The 20,060-nt window shown below is 57.1% G+C and carries 17 protein-coding genes and 4 pseudogenes; 8 read left to right on the top strand and 13 right to left on the bottom strand.

Annotated features, from left to right (window positions below):
* Positions 1–68 precede the first annotated feature (68 nt).
* Together mhpT and LOY38_RS16470 are read left to right on the top strand one after the other, a co-directional pair.
* Complete coding sequence (mhpT, locus tag LOY38_RS16465; protein WP_258696143.1) at positions 69–1,286, top strand: 3-(3-hydroxy-phenyl)propionate transporter MhpT; 1,218 nt, start codon at positions 69–71, stop codon at positions 1,284–1,286.
* Between the two features lie 159 nt (positions 1,287–1,445).
* Positions 1,446–2,132 (top strand): annotated as a pseudogene (locus LOY38_RS16470) (transposase); the annotation flags it as partial.
* Positions 2,133–2,617: 485 nt separating this feature from the next.
* Here the strand turns inward: LOY38_RS16470 and LOY38_RS16475 are convergent.
* The 4 genes and pseudogenes from LOY38_RS16475 to LOY38_RS16490 all read right to left on the bottom strand — a co-directional run.
* Positions 2,618–3,184, bottom strand: a complete 567-nt coding sequence (locus LOY38_RS16475) for a flavodoxin family protein (protein WP_258696144.1) — start codon at positions 3,182–3,184, stop codon at positions 2,618–2,620.
* Positions 3,185–3,552: 368 nt separating this feature from the next.
* Entirely contained in the window at positions 3,553–3,954 is a 402-nt protein-coding gene (locus LOY38_RS16480; RefSeq protein ID WP_258696145.1) for a helix-turn-helix domain-containing protein, read from the bottom strand.
* Positions 3,955–4,545: 591 nt separating this feature from the next.
* Positions 4,546–4,911, bottom strand: a complete 366-nt coding sequence (locus tag LOY38_RS16485; protein WP_258696146.1) for an antibiotic biosynthesis monooxygenase — start codon at positions 4,909–4,911, stop codon at positions 4,546–4,548.
* 554 nt (positions 4,912–5,465) lie between these two features.
* A pseudogene (locus LOY38_RS16490) lies at positions 5,466–5,681 on the bottom strand (acid phosphatase); the annotation flags it as partial.
* Between the two features lie 44 nt (positions 5,682–5,725).
* On the opposite strand from LOY38_RS16490, the gene LOY38_RS16495 reads away from it, so the two are divergent.
* A complete protein-coding gene (locus tag LOY38_RS16495; RefSeq protein WP_258696147.1) occupies positions 5,726–6,061 on the top strand; it encodes a hypothetical protein in 336 nt (111 codons plus the stop codon).
* Between the two features lie 145 nt (positions 6,062–6,206).
* On the opposite strand, the gene LOY38_RS16500 is transcribed toward LOY38_RS16495, so the two are convergent.
* Both LOY38_RS16500 and LOY38_RS16505 read right to left on the bottom strand, forming a co-directional pair.
* Positions 6,207–6,545, bottom strand: coding sequence for an FKBP-type peptidyl-prolyl cis-trans isomerase (locus tag LOY38_RS16500; RefSeq protein WP_258696148.1), 339 nt, complete (start codon positions 6,543–6,545; stop codon positions 6,207–6,209).
* Positions 6,546–6,632: 87 nt separating this feature from the next.
* On the bottom strand, positions 6,633–7,106 hold the full coding sequence (locus LOY38_RS16505) for a hypothetical protein (RefSeq protein WP_258696149.1): 474 nt from the start codon (positions 7,104–7,106) through the stop codon (positions 6,633–6,635).
* Positions 7,107–7,359: 253 nt separating this feature from the next.
* On the opposite strand from LOY38_RS16505, the pseudogene LOY38_RS30355 reads away from it, so the two are divergent.
* Positions 7,360–7,458: pseudogene (locus LOY38_RS30355) on the top strand (hypothetical protein); the annotation flags it as partial.
* Between the two features lie 122 nt (positions 7,459–7,580).
* On the opposite strand, the gene LOY38_RS16510 reads toward LOY38_RS30355, so the two are convergent.
* The gene (locus LOY38_RS16510; RefSeq protein WP_258696148.1) at positions 7,581–7,919 is read right to left on the bottom strand and encodes an FKBP-type peptidyl-prolyl cis-trans isomerase; all 339 of its coding nucleotides are present in this window, start codon (positions 7,917–7,919) and stop codon (positions 7,581–7,583) included.
* 281 nt (positions 7,920–8,200) lie between these two features.
* Between LOY38_RS16510 and LOY38_RS16515 the strand changes: the two genes are divergently transcribed.
* Both LOY38_RS16515 and LOY38_RS16520 read left to right on the top strand, forming a co-directional pair.
* Positions 8,201–8,662 carry a hypothetical protein gene (locus tag LOY38_RS16515; RefSeq protein ID WP_258700740.1) on the top strand — a complete coding sequence of 154 codons (462 nt, stop codon included), beginning with the start codon at positions 8,201–8,203 and terminating at the stop codon, positions 8,660–8,662.
* A 215-nt stretch (positions 8,663–8,877) separates the two neighbouring features.
* Positions 8,878–9,942, top strand: a complete 1,065-nt coding sequence (locus tag LOY38_RS16520) for a sensor domain-containing diguanylate cyclase (RefSeq protein WP_258696150.1) — start codon at positions 8,878–8,880, stop codon at positions 9,940–9,942.
* A gap of 10 nt (positions 9,943–9,952) precedes the next feature.
* On the opposite strand, the gene LOY38_RS30360 is transcribed toward LOY38_RS16520, so the two are convergent.
* The 6 genes and pseudogenes from LOY38_RS30360 to LOY38_RS16545 all read right to left on the bottom strand — a co-directional run bounded on the left by LOY38_RS30360 (position 9,953) and on the right by LOY38_RS16545 (position 16,943).
* Positions 9,953–10,774: a methyl-accepting chemotaxis protein gene (locus LOY38_RS30360; protein WP_408980634.1), complete on the bottom strand. Its 822-nt coding sequence runs from the start codon at positions 10,772–10,774 to the stop codon at positions 9,953–9,955.
* Positions 10,775–10,810: 36 nt separating this feature from the next.
* Positions 10,811–11,626: pseudogene (locus tag LOY38_RS30365) on the bottom strand (cache domain-containing protein); the annotation flags it as partial.
* Between the two features lie 78 nt (positions 11,627–11,704).
* Positions 11,705–12,958, bottom strand: a complete 1,254-nt coding sequence (locus LOY38_RS16530) for an OprD family porin (protein WP_258696152.1) — start codon at positions 12,956–12,958, stop codon at positions 11,705–11,707.
* Between the two features lie 94 nt (positions 12,959–13,052).
* Positions 13,053–14,357 carry a CitMHS family transporter gene (locus tag LOY38_RS16535; RefSeq protein WP_258696153.1) on the bottom strand — a complete coding sequence of 435 codons (1,305 nt, stop codon included), beginning with the start codon at positions 14,355–14,357 and terminating at the stop codon, positions 13,053–13,055.
* A 135-nt stretch (positions 14,358–14,492) separates the two neighbouring features.
* Positions 14,493–15,812 carry a dicarboxylate/amino acid:cation symporter gene (locus LOY38_RS16540; RefSeq protein ID WP_309475850.1) on the bottom strand — a complete coding sequence of 440 codons (1,320 nt, stop codon included), beginning with the start codon at positions 15,810–15,812 and terminating at the stop codon, positions 14,493–14,495.
* A 48-nt stretch (positions 15,813–15,860) separates the two neighbouring features.
* A complete protein-coding gene (locus LOY38_RS16545) occupies positions 15,861–16,943 on the bottom strand; it encodes a 4-oxalomesaconate tautomerase (protein ID WP_258696155.1) in 1,083 nt (360 codons plus the stop codon).
* 167 nt (positions 16,944–17,110) lie between these two features.
* Between LOY38_RS16545 and LOY38_RS16550 the strand changes: the two genes are divergently transcribed.
* Together LOY38_RS16550 and LOY38_RS16555 are read left to right on the top strand one after the other, a co-directional pair.
* The gene (locus LOY38_RS16550; RefSeq protein WP_007895093.1) at positions 17,111–18,001 is read left to right on the top strand and encodes a LysR family transcriptional regulator; all 891 of its coding nucleotides are present in this window, start codon (positions 17,111–17,113) and stop codon (positions 17,999–18,001) included.
* Positions 18,002–18,118: 117 nt separating this feature from the next.
* Complete coding sequence (locus tag LOY38_RS16555; protein ID WP_258696156.1) at positions 18,119–19,927, top strand: monovalent cation:proton antiporter-2 (CPA2) family protein; 1,809 nt, start codon at positions 18,119–18,121, stop codon at positions 19,925–19,927.
* Positions 19,928–20,060: the final 133 nt, after the last annotated feature.

Below are 20,060 nucleotides of genomic sequence, written 5' to 3' on the forward strand. Positions count from 1 at the left end.
CATCTTCAGCGTACCCGTGCGATGGGACGGCTCGACTCCACAACAAAAACAACAATGAGGTTCCACCCATGGACAGCCCTTTGCGTCGCTCGACGCTGACAATCGCTTTGTGCTTTATCGTTGCGCTAATCGAGGGTTTCGATCTGCAGGCCGCCGGCACCGCTGCCGCCGGGCTGCGCCAGAGTTTTGCCCTGGACCCGAAGATGATGGGCTGGGTGTTCAGCGCCGGGATCATCGGCCTGCTGCCCGGGGCATTTTTTGGCGGCTGGGTCGCCGATCGCATCGGCCGCAAGAAAATCCTCGTCGGTGCCGTGCTGCTGTTCGGCCTGTTTTCCCTGTGCACGGCCTACGTCGAGAGCTACTCCAGCCTGTTGCTGGTGCGCTTCATGACCGGTTTGGGCCTGGGCGCCGCCCTGCCCAACCTGATCGCCTTGTGCGCCGAGGCCGTGAGCGAACGCAACCGCGGCACCGCCATCAGTGTCATGTACTGCGGCGTGCCCCTGGGCGGAGCGCTCGCGGCGGTGGTGGCGATGTTTTCCAGTGAACACTGGCAAACCACCTTTATCATCGGCGGCCTGGTGCCCTTGCTGGTGGTACCGCTGATGGCCCTGCTGCTGCCCGAATCCACTGCCTTCCGCCAGCAACATTCAGCAACTGACAGCCTACGGCCATCCACAGCACAGGCGCTGTTCGGCGAAGGCCGCACACGCAACACCCTCGCCTTGTGGCTGAGTTACTTCTTCACCTTGACCGTGATGTACATGCTGCTCAACTGGCTACCTTCATTACTGCTGGCACAAGGCTTCAGCAAACCCCAGGCGGGCATGATCCAGATGCTGTTCAACATTGGTGGCGCCCTCGGCTCGCTGCTCGGCGGCCTGCTTCTGGATCGTTGCAACGGCCTCAAGGTCGTGCTGTTCGTGTATGCCGGGTTGCTGATGGCGCTGGCTGGGGTCGGCCTGTCGATCGGTATCGTGCCGATGGCGATCGCCGGGTTTGCCGCCGGGTTGTTCGTCATGGCTGCGCAACTGGTGCTCTACGCCCTAGCGCCGCCGACCTACCCGACCGCAGTGCGCGCCACCGGAGTCGGCGCGGCCGTGGCGATCGGCCGCTTGGGCTCGGTGGCAGGCCCCTTGGCCGCAGGGCAAATCCTTGCTGCCGGTGCGGGCACCACTGGCGTGCTGCTGGCGACGTCACCAGGGCTGGTGATCGCCGCCCTGTCGATCCTCACTGTGATCGCCCGCTCCAGTTCGACCGCCGAAGTGCAACTGAAGACCGCCAACTAAGCGGGCTTATCTCCACATAAAAGAGGCAGGTAAGCAGTAGGAGGTGAAATCCCCCAGCGACGGTCGCAACTAAACCGTCGCTTTCCGGCCCAGATTGTTTAAAAACACATTCGTGAACCATTGCGATGATTTCTGAGGAATTCATCGCAGGGATCGCCCATGAAGCGCTTTATCCAAGGCGAACATCGAGGGCAAGGCACCTTACTTCCCGAAAGCCTCGACGACTACGTCAGCGATACCAATCCGGTGCGCGTAGTCGACGTTTTTGTCGATGAACTTGACCTGGGTAAGCGGGGTTTTGAAGGCGTCATTCCCGCCAATACAGGGCGACCTGCATACCATCCCGCTCTTGCTGAAGATCTACCTCTACGGCTACCTCAACTGCATTCAATCAAACCGTCGAATGGAGCGAGAAGCCCAGCGCAACATCGAGTTGATGTGGTTGACTGGTCGCGTGATGCCAGACTTCAAAACCATCGCCAATTTTCGCAAAGACAATGGCAAGGCAATCCGCGGGGTCTACCGTCAATTTGTGGTGCTGTGCCAGCAACTGGGATTTTCTCGGAAGCGCTCGCTGCCATCGATGGCGGCAAGTTCAAGGCGGTCAACAATCGGGATCGGAATTTCACCAGTGCCAAGCTTCGACGGCGATTGGAGGAAATTGAATCCAGTTTCAATCGCTATCTGACCGTACTTGATACCGCAGACCGTCAGGAGCCTTTGATTGCCCAGGCCAAAGCCGAACGTCTCCATGACAAGATCGCGGCCTTGAAACCCAAAATGCAGGAGCTCAAGGAAGTCGAGGTACAGCTAAACGAAACGCCGGAAAAACATATCTCGTTATCCACGCGTCAAACCCCCAAGTCGTACCATGATCTTTTTCAACCTAAAGCGGACACCTGTGAACGCCTGCTTTTGGCCGAGAGCTGCACACGTGAACGGCAGCTAATGAGGACGACTAGCCTGACTCAGCTCCCTCACCCAGAAGAGCCTCACGCAAGTGTCATGGAATGATCCATTCGGATGCATGCGCAGTCTGGCGCGGTAAACAACCTTCATCCAGGCAAGGCATCGCCTTCGGCAGCGGTACATCAAGTCCCTCCTGCCACGATCAGGATCAAAATGCTTCATTCAAAAGGCATAGTCGTGGTCAGTTGGCTGGCAGAAAGTGCAGCGGGATGTTCCGCTTTCCTGCGAGACCTACTGCGATGTCTCGCATCGACTCCATATGGCTCGCTACCGAGCCCATGGACATGCATGCCGGCACCACCTCACCTTCCCTAGTAGCGACACCGGCCCAATCCGCAGATCGAGCCAGAGTTACGTTGGCTTTAGGCGAGCTTTGCAGCTACCTCGGCAACGCGCTTTCCTAGCAATTTCGCAGTCTCTAGATCGCCAGAGCGCGGAGCTTCCTCTGGAGAAGCGTCCGAAGGAGAAACTGCCAGAGCACCCGCAAATCCGGCAGTCCAGTTGATGTCATCAGGGCCATGTGCCTTGGTATTTGCGGGCATGAGACCTGTGCCTACCCAAATCTGGCCGTGCTGTTGAGAAAGTGTCCAAAAGTATTGAATCGTCGAATACTTATCACCGTTCACAGAAGCTGAGTTAGTGAAGCCCGCTGCCACTTTGTTTTTCCAAGCTTGACCAAACCAAGGTTTTGATGATGTGTCCGCAAATTTTTTGAACTGCCACGCAGGGCCGCCCATGTATGTAGGGCTGCCGTAGATGAGAGCGTCAGCGCTGCTGATTTCTTCCCACGCGTTCTCCGGGAGATTGCCCTCGGAGTCGATTGCGTAGATTTTGGCATCCGCAACCGACGCGGCGCCTGCCAGTACGGCTTCTGCTTGCTTGGCTGTATGGCCATAACCGCTAAAATATACGATGGCAACTGTTGTCATAACGGGTTTCCTTGAGAGAGTTACTGATTAAGGTTTGATAGCGCTACAGTAGTTTTCTGACTCATCAGGTTTCTGCGGGAAACTATAATTGCTGAGTGTAAATACGGGAAGATGGTTTCTTGTTCGTGATCTGGTTACCTTGAGGAAACCAGATAGAACGCGCTACGGTTTAAGGTACTCCGGTCGTGAGAAATTTTTCTCCCGATTTAATGATGAGTAAGTGTTTCTTTTTTGTGAAAAATACTCCGCAACTAGTAACCTTTCTTGAACGCTTTCATGAAAACCACGAAGTTGGATCTGAACTCGGAAAATAGTTGCAGACCCTTTGCTCATTCGCCATGGTGGTAAAAAGGAAAGGGTGGCTTTGGCTAAATTATTTTTTCCAGTTGTTGTTCTAGGTTGGAAATGTTCTGGTCGTAGGCTTTTTGAGCGGTCAAGACTGCGTTGGCATTTTCTTCAGCCCAGCTAAGTGTAATTGAGACAGCTTGGGAAAGTGTTATGCCAAGAGGTGTCAGAGAATATTCGACGGTGATTGGCACTGTCGGATATGCTTGCCTGTGAACCAAGCCATCTCGCTCCAGACGCTTCAGCGTCTGGGAGAGAACCTTTTGCGAAAGCCCTTCGATCTGCTTCAGCAGCGCGTTGAAACGCCACTTCTTCTCATGCAAAAGGCCCAGTATCAGGATCGTCCACTTGTCAGCAATTCGCTGGAGGATGGCCCGGGTTGGGCATTCGGAAACATATGGATTCCAAGGTGATTGAGTGCTCATAGACGAAGGTCTCGGGGTGAGGTACATGCAGTGGCCATTCAAGCATCTGTCTATGATAGCCGATTCGGGTTTTGGTAGTATTTTTTGGATGTCAGGTATCTTTATTATACCAATAGGCGCTGAAGCACCTGGAACTGCCCATCGCTACGGGTAGCGTCCAGTATTGGGCAGAGTGGCGTTACACGGACTTGTTTACTAGATGCGTGCTTCTGGTGATGGCGTTTTTGCTGATGAAAGGCCTCTAAAGGGCAAAATATTTTAATATTACGGATTAGCAAGCGTTCACCACCTCCGTCCGATACGACAGAAAACCCATGATTTTCGTCTTGCTACGATCAGAGATCCAAGAACTGCTTCGGGGAGCTTTTCCTTGCTCTACCTGAATAAGCTAAAAGTCCAAGATTTCTGTCCGCGCAGAGGCAAGTAAGATTCTGGTATGTACATCATTGTTGTGGCTCCGGCAATTTGCTGAGGTGCACCGTTGGGCGGCCACCGCGCAGATATAGGCAGACGCGGTAGCGGCATAGGGGGGCTTCACTCCGGGAATGAGCGCTTGTACCGGCGTTTCATCGGCGTGCACCAGGCTGTGTCTTAAGGCGCCATGTACCGTTTCATGCTCATGCTGCTCGGGTCGATACTCGACATCCATGCCTTCGCTGCTGGTGCCTGCTCAAATGATTTCATTGAAGCATCCGCGTCCTTGGTGGATTTCCAGTGAACGATCACAACCCACTGACCGTCTTGGCCAGAAGCCGACTCTCTGGACAAAAAGCCGGGCTGCTTGGAAACGTGTTGAACCTCGATCTGCTTATCAATTGCGGAAAACTCTTTAGGGCTGACTCCAGGCTTAAGCTTTGCAGTGACTACCTCTATGACCGGCGACGCCTCCTCCGCTTGCGCTGCAGCTGCGATGCTGGCCAAGGCCATGAAAGCCGAAAAGAAGAGTGTTTTTCTCATTTTGGTTTCCTTCATTATGGAATTACGGTAGCCAACAAGCAGGCAGCTATAGTCGTTCGAGCGCTTTCGCTGGCAGGCTGCGGGTTGGCCAATTAGCCAGCTGGTTTCTTTCAAAAAATAATTTTAGCTCATCGAGCGCATGAATAGTAACTCGCACATGGGAGACTATAGTTGCTCGGATAGAAGTCGGGAAGTAGTTACCCTGAGGTAAGTAGGCTGCTTGGTTTAAGGAGGCTTCTTGACGGCCTTAAATGATATGGAGCGTTATAGTCAGCCGAAATCTGTATGCGTCCATGTAATACACCTCGTCGCAACGTTGTTGACCGCCAGGGTGGTGCCCACGCTGATCTTTCCGTGATTACTGGTAGATTTCAGCAACGTCATTTACGAATGACAGTGTAAAGCTCTGCATCCAAAGGGGTGCTTGCCGCTTCATTTCCCTGGTTCAGGGCGGCTACGACCAGGGTGAAATGAGCAATCCCATCGCGGTCTGACAGACTTCAGGGGGGTAACGATGGTTGCCACCCCCTAAAACCTGCTGCCACCCAGCTTTGTTATTGCTTAAGCTGCCAAGCTGTAGTGCTGGCAGCTGCCTTGAACTTCGCACGGCTTTCCGGTGTGGCCGGTGGTTCTGAATCGCCAAAAATGGCTTTGAGCCAGTGGCCATCGGTAGGGTTCGGAAAGATGATGAACTTGCGGCCAAACTGCTCCTTGTCTTCAGTCATAAGGCAATTACGTTGTTTAACGTCACCGACCGAACTGGATCTCTTCATAGGGGTGCGAGAGTAGGTACAACTGAGATGGAAGTTAAAAAGTGAGCCTTCTCTACCAAGATCCAACAATGAGCCATGAGGAAGCGACGAGGCTTCTAGCTAGCGACGTAGAAACCAACGTTGTCGCCGCATTGATTTCTATCGGCCTGAATGAGCAAGACAAGGCCTGGGCTCAGAGCACCTGCCTGAAGTACCTCGAGAGTGAGCCCGAATCGGTTGCAGCATCTGCCATCACCGCGCTCGGCCACATAGCCCGCAGACATGCTGACCTGGACATGGGTGCCGTAATCCTGGCCCTTGAGAAGATGAAGGAAAAATTCCCCTCCCTGGAAGGAACTGTGACGGACACCCTTGATGATATTGAGACATTCACCTGACTTGCCCATCAGCAAAGGGAACTGACCGTGAACCGGGCGCTGGACAACACCGATCCGCAGTAATAGCCGATCAGGTCTTCAGCGTAAAAAACCCGCTGCCTCCTCACAGAGACAGCGGGTTTTGTCGTCTCAGCTCACACAACCATCAATCATCCCGCGTCAACACTTCCAGCAATTCAATCTCGAAAATCAGATTCGAATTCGGCGTAATCGCCCCCATAGACCGCTCGCCATAGGCCAGATTCGCCGGCACCAGCAGCTTGCGTTTACCGCCGACCTGCATGCCCATGATTCCCTGGTCCCAGCCCTTGATCACCCGCCCCGTGCCAATCACGCACTGGAAAGGTTTACCCCGGCTGTAGGAGGAATCGAATTCGGTGCCGTCTTCCAGCCAACCGCGATATTGGGTGGTGATCAGCGCGCCTTTGACGGCGGCTTTGCCGTCGCCCACTTCAAGGTCGATTACCTGCAACTCATCATTCATTACATTCACTCTATCTGTGCGCTTGCCCGAGCGGGCTTGATGGGCGCCGTTTTCCCAGAAATGCGGGCTATTGGCAAGCCGGGTCGATTAACCCGCTCCCTCCTTGGGTTGGCCAAAAGGAATGCCGTTAAAGGTATGGGTGCAACAAGGGCAGTAAGGGGTCATGTACTCAGCCGTCAGTTCAGGATTGACGATCTGCAGACAGCCCTGATCATCGACATACAAACCGCTGAAATAGCTCGACTCCCCCAGCCGCACCTGCTCCTGCCTGTCCTTTTCATGCAGGGCAACCATCCAGAACACCGGCTCAGATCGATCCAGGCGAGCCACCGCTTCGCTAAAAACCTCATCCCATTGCCGGCCGACGCGGGACAGCAGGAACCGGAACAATGGTGTGTAATCGAATCCATGCCGACGAGTGCCATGCATCGAACCGCGTGACGACTCACTGTGGGTTTCGGCTTTGGTATGGCGCTGATGCCGGTACTCACCCGAGTAATCATTCAGCCGAACACCCCAGGTACGAGTGTTGATCTTGCGGTAGAGGGGTTTCTTTTCCAACGAGTAGCTCCTGACATCCAGTCACTCAAACACCTATGCGTTTTACTCGAACGGTGGACAATATCAATCAGCCCGCCGTGGCTGATTGTTTCAGACGGTTTGAAGTGGCACTGGCGTAATACTGAGATCGCCATCGCGAGCCTGCTCGCGATAACGGTGTGTCAGCCAACAACGTCGTACGTTCATGGCTGACGCGTCTCGTCGCAGCCTTTATCCTGTGCGCCCCCGCCGTATCGAGTTTTTGGAGTTTCCCATGCCCCACGAAGGTAACCTTTTACAAGCCGCTGTCGTCTTTTTGTTCGCGGCGGTGCTGACCGTCCCCTTGGCCAAGCGCCTGCAATTGGGGGCGGTGGGAACGATCATAAAACTGCGCCGATCCCAATGTAGGAGCTGCCGGGTACACCCGTGGAATTGAAGGCGTACACCAATCTGATCTGCCCCCAAAATGTTGGACGGTCTATTGCCACACAACCATCAATCATCCCGCGTCAACACTTCCAGCAATTCAATCTCGAAAATCAGATTCGAATTCGGCGTAATCGCCCCCATCGAGCGCTCGCCGTAGGCCAGATTCGCCGGCACCAGCAGCTTGCGTTTACCGCCGACCTGCATGCCCATGATTCCCTGGTCCCAGCCCTTGATTACCCGCCCCGTGCCAATCACGCACTGGAAAGGTTTGCCCCGGCTGTAGGAGGAATCGAATTCGGTGCCGTCTTCCAGCCAACCGCGATATTGGGTGGTGATCAGCGCGCCTTTGACGGCGGCTTTGCCGTCGCCCACTTCAAGGTCGATTACCTGCAACTCATCATTCATTACATTCACTCTATCTGTGCGCTTGCCCGAGCGGGCTTGATGGGCGCCGTTTTCCCAGAAATGCAGGCTATTGGCAACCGTTTCGCTCTGTATCCGGCAGTGGTCGTGAACCAGGCTCTGTACGAAAACTGCCTGATCACCACTCGGCGACTTTTCGTACAGCCCCTAATTTACACAACAGGACTTATGTAACCCGACAATACGCCGATACCGTGCAGCGGCACGGAAGCACCGAAGCAGCACTTACTCCATAGAAGGCAGGATCCTGAACAATGTTTGAACTGTTTGAACACATCTGGCGCAGCGTCCATTCCCCGGGCTACTTCCCCAACGTACTGGAGTGGATGATCAATATTCTCCTCAACCCGTTCATGGTGATTATGAGCCTGATGGTCGGAGCGCTGGCCGGTAAATGGTGGAGAGCCATCCCCTACGGAAGCCTCATTTGTTATGTGGTGTTCCTGAGCCGGTCGTCATTCTATCGGTGGGAGAGCATTTTCCCCGTAGCCGGCCTGCCTGCACTGTTGATTGATGGCGCACTGCTGGCCCTCCTCGGCTTCTATTTGAAAGGCGTACTCAGAACCCGCTCAGAAGCAAAACCCGAAGGCCATTGGTTGCGCTGGCTTTATCAAAGCCTGAAGGTCGTCATGCTGACAGTCATGGTGATGTTCTGGGTACTCGTCGTGCTGTTTGTCGTGACCTTCACCGTCTCGGTCGCTACCCAACCGTCAGTGGCACACTGACCCACCTCCTGCTTGCCAGGGTCTGTACGAAAAGTCGCCGAGTGGCGATCAGGCAAGGCAAAAACAGGCGAAGAAGCGGAGTTTACGGGTTGTAAATGAGCACTCCGAGCCTGTTTCTAACGCAGCATGATTGACACGCAGGCAGTTTTCGTACAAAGCCTTAATATACCGGCCACCTCCCCCACGGTTCGATACGCCATGAGCGCAATTCCTCAATGAGTCAGCTCTGGATCGATATCACGATCGGCTCACTGACCTTTGCGCTGATCATCGCGCTAATCTGGCGCGATCGTTCGCTGCAAAAGCAGTTGGCCGAGTGCCGTGCGCTGATCGACAGCCTCACCGAGGGACAAAGCATCCATCAGGAAGGCGACGCCGAACGCTTCAAACGCAGCCAATACTTCGCCCGCATCGGCACCTGGGATTGGGAGGTCGATACCGACAAGCTTTATTGGTCGGACGCGATCTACGGCATGTTCGGGTTCAAGATCGGCGAGGTGACGCCCACCTACGCACTGTTCTGCGCCTGCGTGCACCCGGACGACCGGGTGAAGGTCCGCGCCGGAGAACTGCGTTGCCTGGAGACCGGCGAGAACCATGACGAGGAATACCGCGTGGTCTGGCCGGACGGCAGCATCCGCTGGCTGCGGGAAACCGGCAACGTGGTCAAGAATGCCCATGACGCAACGATCAAGATGATGGGCGTCGTACGCGACATCACCGAAGAAAAAGCTTCCGCCAGTTACCTGCAACACCTGGCCCATTACGACCCGTTGACCGGTTTGCCCAATCGCCTGGTGCTTGAAGAACGCCTGTCCGATGCGCTGGAACAGGCCCGCATCAGCGCCACGCGAGTTGCCTTGGTGTTTGTCGACCTTAATGGTTTCAAGGCAATCAACGACCACTATGGCCATGCGGCCGGCGACCGCGTGCTGATCACCACCGCGACACGCTTGAAGAAGATTCTGCGCTCGACCGACACCGTCGCACGAATCGGTGGTGATGAGTTCGTGGTGATCCTCCAGGGTCTTCCCCAAGGCAACAGCCTGCAAGACGAAGCCCGCAGCATCTGCCAGAAAATCTTCGTCGAACTCGCACCACCGGTGACCATCGGCAACGACCAGCGCCACATCGGCAGCAGCCTCGGCGTGGCGGTGTTCCCGGACCATGCGCCGAGCATGGACCGGTTGATTCACATTGCCGACCTGGCGATGTATGAGGCCAAGCGCAGCGGGAATAATCAGTATCGGTTGGGCGGTCAGACGGTGAGCCGGGTCTGATGCAGGCGCCTCAGATCTTGAACTGTTTGACCAGGACTTCGAGGCCGCGCCCAATGCCGTGGAGGTCATTGACCGTCTGCACGCCACGCTGGGTTTCATCGGCAACACTGTCGATTGCCCGGGCGATTTGATGCACGCTGCGGTTGATCTCCTCCGCCACCGAAGTTTGCTCCTCCGCAGCACTGGCGATGTGCGCGTTCATGCTGTTGATAGTGGCGATTAATTCGACGATGTTGCCCAGCCACTCACCGGCCTGATGAGCTTGAGTGCTGGCGCCCTCCCCGGCTTCACTGGATTGACGCATCGAGGTCACGACGGTGCTGGTGGCTCGCTTGAGGCGCTCGATCATCGCCTGGATTTCCTGGGTGCTTTGCTGGGTGCGACTGGCAAGGGCACGCACCTCGTCGGCAACCACCGCAAAACCTCGCCCGGCGTCACCGGCACGGGCGGCCTCGATGGCCGCATTCAGAGCCAGGAGATTAGTCTGTTCGGCAATCGAACGAATGACATCAAGCACCGTGACAATCGCCGAAACATCGCTTTGCAGGCTGTCCAGAGACACGCCGCTGCGTCCCAGGTCCGACGTCAGCCCCTGAATACGCGCAATGCTGCCATCGACCACTTGTCGGGCGCGTCGCGTCTGCTGATCGGTTTCGATGGCTGCGTCCGATGCACTCTGAGCACTGACCGCCACTTCCTGCGCCGCCGACGACATTTGATTGATCGCCGCCGCTACTTGATCTGTCTCCTGACGCTGCTGCTCCATGGCCAGGTCCATGTGCCGGGTCTGATTGGCCACTTGCCCGACAGCGTTGCTCAATTGCCCAGTCATTGCCGCTATTTGACTGACCAACCCGTGAATTTTGCTTATAAAAGCGTTGAATGAACCGGCCAACTGGCCGAACTCATCCTGGCTACCGACGGGTAAGCGTCGGGTCAAATCCCCCTCACCGGCAGCAATCTCGTTAAGACTGTCGCGGATCAATGTCAGCGGTCGCAGGCTGGCATTGACCAATAGCAGCGCCAATACGCCAATAACTGCCAGCAACACCACGGCCACAATGACGATCCCGTAAACAATACTGCTCACCCGCCGGTCAATGTCCGCACGAACCTGCGCCACCTGGATTTCAATGCTGTCCAGATTGACGGCAGTGACCACTACCATGTCCCATTTGGGCAGGAAAAAACTGTAGGCCAGTTTCGGCACTACTTTGTCGGTATTGACCAAGGACCCGGCGTAGTTGACGTAGTGAGAGTCATTCTTTGCTGCCGCGACCATCTCGCGGTTCAGATAAACCCCATCGCGGTCCTTGCGATCGCTCATGTTGGTGCCCACCCCATCGCTGCTTTCACCGCGAAACAGGCGCACGACTTGACTGTCATAGCCGATGAAGTAGCCGTCATCGCCATACTTCATTTTCGACAGTTGGCTGATAGCCAGGGCCCGACTTTGCAGGTCGCCACTGTTTGCGTTGTTATACAATCCTGCTATGGAGCTTCGAGCGATGCTTGCATAATCTTCGAGCCTGGCCCGACTCTCGGCCAGCAACCGATCGCGGGTTTGCGTGACTTCCCGATCCGCCAATGACAGTAGAATCTTGCTGGTGGTGATACTCAGTACCACTGCGAACAACGCCACGGGCAGTAACGTGAGCAGCAGTATTTTTCGTTTAAATGACATATCCAGGTTCCTTCGCCAAGCGATCTGCACGGCTAACTGAAAAGGCGCTCGCTGCCTGCTGCGAGCGCCTCGGTGCCATTACCAGAGAGCAATGTCGTAGGTGAAATAGATCCGATTGCTGTCACGTCCGCGCGCGAAGTCCGAACGGTAGACATAGTTGCGCAGTTTCACGCCAAGCCCCTTGAATGTGCCGCTCTGGACCACATAGGCCAGTTCTGTGTCGCGTTCGGACTCTTTGATATTGGTGTCGGACTTGCCATCGTTGCCTTTGAGATAACGGGTCATGAACGTCAACCCAGGCACGCCCACCGGTGCAAAGTCGTAACCGTAACTGAGCATCCAGGTCTTCTCGTCCTCTTCGATGAACTTGCCGATGCCGACGTTGCTGAACGAGTACACCGTCGCACCGCTGACGTACGGCAGCCCGGCGTCACCGCTGAGTTGTTGATAACCGCCACCAAAGGTGTGCCCCGCCACCGCGTAGGACAGCTGACCGCTGAGCATGTCGTTATCGATTTTCGAGGCGTAGGCACGGCCCGCGTCATTGCTGTTGAAATAACGCAAGTCGCCGGTCAACACCCCGGGGCCCAATGGCAGATCGTGCTGGATGCCGGCGAAGTTCTGGCGATAGAAATTCTCCAGTTCACCGTAGAAGTAACTCAGACGGGTGTTCTTGCCGAGTTTGTAATCACCACCGGCGTAGGTGAAATCGCCACCTTTGTCGCCTGAATAACCGTCAGGAACGATCGACACGCTGTCGGTCGAATCGCGCAGTTTGAATCGGTCCAGATGACCGCCAGTCAGGGTCAGGTTTTCGATGTCGGTGCTGCTGACTTGTCCTCCCTCATAGGTTTGCGGCAGCAAACGCGCATCGTTATAGATCAGCACCGGAGTTTTGGGCAGCAGGGTGCCGTATTTGAGGATGGTCTTGGCCAGTTTGACCTTGGCCGCAGCCCCGGCACTGGCGAACTCGTCGGCGGCACGGCCGTCATCGTGTACCGGCAACAGACCGGTGCCACTGCGGCCACGCCCGGAATCGAGTTTGACACCCAGCAGGCCCAATGCGTCGACCCCGAAACCGATAGTGCCGGGGGTGAACCCCGACTGGAAATCCAGCAGGAAACCCTGGGCCCACTCGGTGCGCTCACTTTTGGCGGTTCTGGCGGAGCGCGCGCTCAAGCCATGTTCATCGCGAAAGTTTTCGTTGAAATAGACGTTGCGCAGTTGCAGCTTCAACTTGCTGTCGTCGATGAAATCACTCGCACCGGCAGTGGCCATCGGCAACACACCCAGAAGCGGAAGAAGAGCCCTGCGAGTCAGAAAGTGGGTCATGTCGAACTACTCATATTGTTGTTTTAAGGATGCACGAGACCGCGCCTCCGCCATCGGCACGTGAAGCTCTGTCAAGTGGCGAGTCAGGGATGAATCAGGAGAACAGCGTCAAGGCGCCCGTCAGCAGGGCTAAAGCTGTGATTACCAAGGAAGTGAGCACCGCCCATTTGACGGTGGCGCGCTGGAAGTCGCCGAGGTCGCGATCGACCATCCCCACCAGCAACAGGGTCGAGGCCACCAGCGGGCTCATCAAGTGCACCGGTTGGCCAAGAATCGACGCCCGGGCGATTTCCACCGGGTCGATCCCATAGGCTGCCGCCGCGTTAGCGAGGATCGGCACCACGCCGAAGTAATAAGCATCATTGGACAGCACGAAGGTCAATGGCATGCTGGTGATCGCCACCACCAACGGGAACAGGTGCCCCCAGGACGGTGGAATCCAGTCCACCAGGGTTTGCGCCAGAGCGTCGACCATTTTGGTTCCGGAGAAAATCCCGGCGAAGATACCGGCCGCGAATACCAGCAGCACCACGGTCATGGCGTTGCCGGAGTGCGCGAGGATGCGTTCTTTTTGAATGTCCAGTTGCGGGTAGTTGATCATCAGCGCCAGCACGAAGCCAATCAGAAACAGGATTGCCGAGTGCATGAGCCCCATCACCAGCGCGACCATCACCGCAGTCACCAGCAACAGGTTGACGTAGGCCAGTTTCGGGCGCTTGTGCGGCGTATCCTCAAGAATCGCCTTGATGTAGCAATCGCCGCCACCGCTCTGCAGTTGGGTATTACCGATGCGTTTACGCTCGGCGCGGCCCAGCAGGAACGCAGTGAACACCACCCACGCGGCACCACCGATCATGGTCGGCAACAACGGAACAAAGTACGCCCCGGCATCCAGCCCCAACGCGGCAATCGCCCGGGTCGCCGGGCCGCCCCAAGGGGTCATGCCGCTCATGATGCTCAACGCCAGCATTGAAATGGTCGCCAGAATCATCGGGTTCATACCGATGCGCTTGTACAACGGCAACATTGCCGCGCAGGTGATCATGTAAGTGGTGGTGCCGTCACCGTCCAGGGCGACCGTCAGCGACAGCAGCGCAGTGCCGACCGCAATTTTCATCGGGTCGCCGTTGACCCGCTTGAGAATCTTGCGGATCAGCGGATCGAACAACCCCGAGTCGATCATCAAACCGAAAAACAGAATCGCGAACAGCAGCAGTGCCGCCGACGGTGCGACCATCTTCAGGCCGTCGAGCATCATTTTGCCGGTGGTCCCACCAAAGCCACCGATCACTGCAAAGACAATCGGAACAACGGTCAACGCAACGATGGGTGACAGACGTTTGGTCATGATCAGGAAGGTGAACACAACCACCATGGCCAAGCCGAGTAAGGCGAGCATAGGGCAACTCTCTTGTTGTTATGGAATGCGTGGCCGACGCGCAGGCGAACGACCCCGAGCCCGCCAGACGACGCGATCAGCGACGCCCGGTGGGAGGTAGTAAAAAGGTTAGGTTGTTGAAGCGGCTGCGCGATGCTAGAGGTGACCGGTGGTCCCGATGCGGTCCCAGGTTTGATCCTCACCCGGGGCAGCCGGTTTTTTACCGTCCAGGGTATCGAGCAGGACCTGACGGTCGCAGGCGTTCTCGGAGATTGAGATCACCACCGTCGCCACGGCATTGCTCGCCAGGCTGGTCAGGGCTCGCGCCTCAGACATGAACCGGTCGATCCCGATCAACAGCGCCAAGCCTGCCAGTGGAATGTCGTGCATCACCGTGAGCGTGGAAGCGAGGGCCACGAAACCGCTGCCCGTCACCCCTGCCGCGCCCTTGGACGACAGCAACATGATCGCCAGCATGGTCAAGGTTTGGCTCAAGGTCAGATCAATGTTGCAGGCCTGGGCAATGAAAATCGCCGCCAGCGACAGGTAGATTGCCGTACCGTCGAGGTTGAACGAGTACCCCGTTGGCAACACCAGCCCCACCACACCCTTGCTGCAACCCAGCGCCTGGAGTTTTTCCAGCATGCGTGGCATGACCGGTTCGGTGGAGGACGTGCCCAGCACCACCAGGAACTCTTCGCGCAGATAACGCAGCAGCTTCCAAAGGCTGAAGCCGTGGGCGCGGCAAATGCTGCCGAGCACCACGAAGACGAAGAAAGCGCAGGCGATGTACAAGGTCATGATCAGCTTCGCCAGCGAACCCAGCGAGGTGATGCCGTACTGTCCGACGGTGAACGCCAGTGCCCCGAAGGCACCGATCGGCGCGAATCGCATCAGATAGGAAAAGATCTTGAAGACCATCTGCGACGCCGCTTCCAGTACATCCAGCACTGGCTTGCCGCGTTCGCCCAGGGAAGACAGGGCGAAACCGCACAGCACCGCGATAAACAACACCGGCAGTACTTCGCCTTTACTGAATGCACCGATAAAGGTGTCAGGGATGATGTGCATGAAAAACTCGACCACCCCAAGCTTCGCTGCGGACTCGGTGTATTGAGACAAGCCCGCTGTGCTCAATTGGCTCGGATCGATGTTCATGCCCACGCCTGGTTTGAACACGTAGACCGCGACCAGGCCGATGATCAGGCTGACCACCGTCAGACCGAGAAACAGCAGCATGGTTTTGCTCAGCAAGCGACCGAGGGAGCGTTTGTCGCTCATCCCGGCGATGCCGATGACGATGGTGCAGAACACGACCGGCGCAATCATCATTTTGATCAGTTTGATGAAGGCATCACCCAGCGGCTTGAGGGTAATGGCCTGCTGGGCCCAGAAGTGCCCGACCACAACACCCAGCAGCACGGCGCAGAGGATCTGGAAATAGAGCGATTTAACAATTTTCATGGCATCACCCATTTTTTAGAATTGTTCTGATGCAAAAACTGCAGTGACTGCGCGGGAAGACTACCCGGCGAGCCGTTGGGAAACCGGGGCATATACAAAGCCGGAAAACAGCCTTCGGGCGGTACGAACAACAGAGGCGCGGATTGTCTCACCGTTCTCACCGGTGTAGGACAAGACGACATCGATGCCGCCGCTCGGATGCTCGATTCGCACCTGTTGCAGACGCGGCCCGCCGGTATTGCCGAGCATCTGCGCGACCACACTGCCTTCGCTGACACAGGCCGTGGCCAGACCGATGGAGCCGGTAATGGCCAGCGCACGGTGACAGTTGTGCGGCATGAAGTAGCGAACCTGAATCGTGCCGCCGGCCTTGGCCTTCGATACCAGCACCGGCTTGGGGATGACCTTGTCGCTGACATCGCCCAGCCCCATAGCCATGCCGGCCCGCAAACGCAGGGCTTCGAGGCGCTGCAGAAAGTCTTTGTCGGCGTCCAGCTCGGCCGGAGTTTCATCGCCGCGTTTGCCCAAGTGACGCGCCTCGATGATCAGCATCGGCATGGCCATGTCGATGCAGGTCACCGGAATGTCGTCAAACCAGTCCTGGGTGCTGCCGGTTGGAAACAGCTTGCCGGTCTTGCTGCCCGCCGCGTCAAGGAATGTCAGTTGAACCGGTGCCGCGCTGCCAGGCACGCCATCGATGGCGGTGTCGCCTTCATAGCTGACTTTGCCGTTTGGTGTCTGCACATCAGAGGTGACGAAGGTGCCGGTGTTGAGATTGCGAATCCGCACGCGAGTCAGTTCATCGGTCGCCTTGACCAGGCCCTGCTCGATGGCAAACGGCCCAACCGCACAGAGCATGTTGCCGCAGTTCGGGGCGGTATCCACCCGACGCTGGGACACCATGACCTGAACGAACAGGTAATCAACATCAGCGTCGGGATGCAACGACGGGCTGACGATGGCGACCTTGCTGGTCTGCGGGCTGCCGCCGCCGATGCCGTCGATCTCCAGTTCGTGACCGGAGCCCATCACCGAGAGCAATATTTCATCGCGCTCTTCAATCGAAACAGGTAGATCCCAGGCGAGAAATACCGGTCCCTTTGAGGTACCACCGCGCATCAGGACACAAGGAATTCGTTGCATGGCCACTAGCTCTTGTTAATCAATCGGGGTAATTGATGTCTTGCAAACAAGAGTGACAGGGATGTAATTGTGTTTCCAATGCAAAGATCGGAGCAATTATTGCGCTTCACAAAAGAAAGTTTTAACGTTCAGAACGCAGTTCAACGCCCTTCCCGACGAGATAAAACATGGAATACGAGCTCCAGGACATCCGATCTTTCGTGAAAATCGCCGAATTGGGGAGTTTTCACGAGGCTGCCGACGCACTGCATCTGTCACAACCGGCCTTGAGCCGACGGATAAAAAAACTTGAGGAGGGTTTGGGGACTACGTTGCTCGACCGAACCACGCGCAAGGTCAGCCTGACCAGCGTCGGCCGCGATTTCCTGCCCAAGGCTCGCCGATTGCTGGATGACTTCGACGACTCGATCCTGAACATCCGTGAGCTGGCCGAACGGCAAATCGGTCAGGTGACCCTGGCCTGCATTCCAACCGCTGCGTTTTACTTCCTGCCGTCGGTGATTCGTCTTTATAACGAGCGCTACCCGAAAATCCGCATCCGTCTGCTCGACCTCAGCGCCAATGAAGGGCTCGAAGCGGTGTTGCGGGGGGAGGCCGACTTCGGCATCAACATGATGAGCGGCCAGCACCCGGACATCGAATTCGTTTCACTGGTCAACGAACCCTTCGTCCTGGCCTGCCGTCGTGACCATGAACTGGCCCAGCGGACGTCCGTGACCTGGTCAGAACTGAGCGATTACCGGTTGATTGGCGTCGGACGCCTGAGCGGCAACCGCATGTTGCTGGACCACGCCCTGTCGGGCCTGAGCTGGCGTCCGCAGTGGTTTTATGAAGTGCAGCATTTGTCCACCTCGCTGGGCATGGTCGAAGCCGGGCTTGGGGTTTCCGCCATGCCTAGCCTCGCAATGCCAGCGGCGGATCACCCAACACTGGTGAGCATTCCGCTGACTGACCCCGTCGTGAACCGGACACTCGGCCTGGTGTACCGTCGGGGCGCATCGTTATCGCCGGCGGCGGAGAAGTTCGTTTCGATCCTGCTCGAACAATGGCCCCACTGAGCCGTGAGCTCGATCAGCAACCTCCTTGCTGACTGAAAGGACGCCAGCCTTTATCCTGACGCCCCGCTGAAAATCGGGCGGGCGCCGCTCTCGCCTGCCACACCCTGGAGTTTCGCCATGCCCCACGAAGGCAACCTGTTGCAAGCCGCTGTCGTCTTTTTGTTCGCGGCGGTGCTCACCGTGCCCTTGGCCAAACGCCTGCAATTGGGGGCGGTGCTCGGCTATCTGTTTGCCGGGGTGATCATCGGGCCGTCGGTGCTGGGCTTGATCGGCAACCCGCAAAGCGTCAGCCACATCTCCGAACTCGGGGTGGTGTTGTTGCTGTTCATCATCGGTCTTGAGCTGTCGCCGCGACGTTTGTGGGTGATGCGCAAGTCGGTGTTCGGCGTGGGCCTTGCGCAGGTGCTCCTGACCGGTTCGGTGATTGGCGTACTGGCGTTGTTCGTGTTCGGCCAATCCCTGAACAGTGCCATCGTGTTGGGCCTGGGCCTGGCGTTGTCGTCCACTGCATTTGGTTTGCAAAGCCTGGCCGAGCGCAAGGAACTGACCAGCCCTCATGGGCGGTTGGCGTTCGCGATTTTGCTGTTCCAGGACATCGCCGCGATCCCGCTGATCGCGATGGTGCCACTGCTGGCCGGCGGCGATCACACCACCAGCGCCGCCGAAGATTTGAACCATGGTTTGCGGGTTCTGGGCAGCATTGCGGTGGTGGTGATCGGCGGGCGTTATCTGTTGCGCCCGGTGTTTCGCGTGGTGGCCAAGACCGGTCTGCCAGAGGTGTCCACTGCCACCGCGTTACTGGTGGTGATCGGCACGGCGTGGCTGATGGACCTGGTCGGCGTGTCCATGGCACTCGGCGCGTTCCTCGCCGGTTTGCTGCTGGCGGACTCCGAATACCGCCATGAACTGGAAGCGCAGATCGAGCCGTTCAAGGGCCTGCTGCTGGGGCTGTTTTTCATCAGCGTCGGCATGGGTGCCAATTTGAGTCTGCTGCTCAGTGCGCCGGTCGTGGTGCTGGGGCTGACCGTGCTGCTGATCGCCCTCAAGCTGCCGTTGCTGTTTGTGGTCGGCCGACTGGCCGGGGGGCTGGGCAAGGTCAATGCGATTCGCTTGGGCATCGTGCTGGCGGCTGGTGGTGAATTTGCCTTTGTGGTGTTCAAGATCGGTCGGGATCAGGGCTTGTTCGAACCGCGCCTGTACGACTTGCTGGTGCTGACCATCACCCTGTCGATGGCACTGACACCGCTGTTGTTGCTGGCCTGCGCACGACTGGTCAAACCCAAGGTTCAACCGGTAGAGGTGCCGCAGAAGTTTCGCGAAATCGACACCGACACACCGCGCGTGGTCATTGCCGGCATGGGCCGTATGGGGCAGATCGTTGCGCGGATTCTGCGGGCGCAGAACATCAAGTTCGTCGCCCTCGACACGTCGGTGGAAACCATCGAACTGTCCCGCAGCTTCGGCGGCGTGCCGCTGTTCTACGGTGACCCGATGCGCCCGGAAATCCTCAGCGCGGCCAAGGTCGAGCAAGCGGAGTTTTTCGTGATCGCCACCGATGATCCAGAGACCAACATCAAGACGGCCGAGCTGGTGCACAAGCTCTATCCGCACATCAAAATCATCGCCCGCGCCCGCAACCGTCAGCATGTGCACCGGTTGGTGGATGTCGGGGCTGAAGCGGTGCGGGAAACCTATTACTCCAGCCTGGAAATGACCCGGCGGACCCTGGTTGGACTAGGGTTGACCCAGGCCCAGGCAGATGCGCGGATCAAGCGTTTCACCCATCACGATGAACAGGTGCTGGAAGCCCAGCACGCGGTGTATGACGATGCGGCCAAGCTGATGCAGACCGCTCAGGAAGCGCGTGCGGAACTGGCAAAACTGTTTGAGTCGGATCAGTTGGAGGAGGAAGCGGGTAAGGTTTGAACCGGATCGTTCCCACGCTCTGCGTGGGAATGCCGCCATGGACGCTCTGCGTCCGCTCTTGAAATGTGACGCAGAGCGTCACGGGATGCATTCCCACGCCGAGCGTGGGAACGATCACTTGGCAAGGAACCCA

The organism is Pseudomonas sp. B21-015 (assembly GCF_024749285.1).
Taxonomy (GTDB): domain Bacteria; phylum Pseudomonadota; class Gammaproteobacteria; order Pseudomonadales; family Pseudomonadaceae; genus Aquipseudomonas.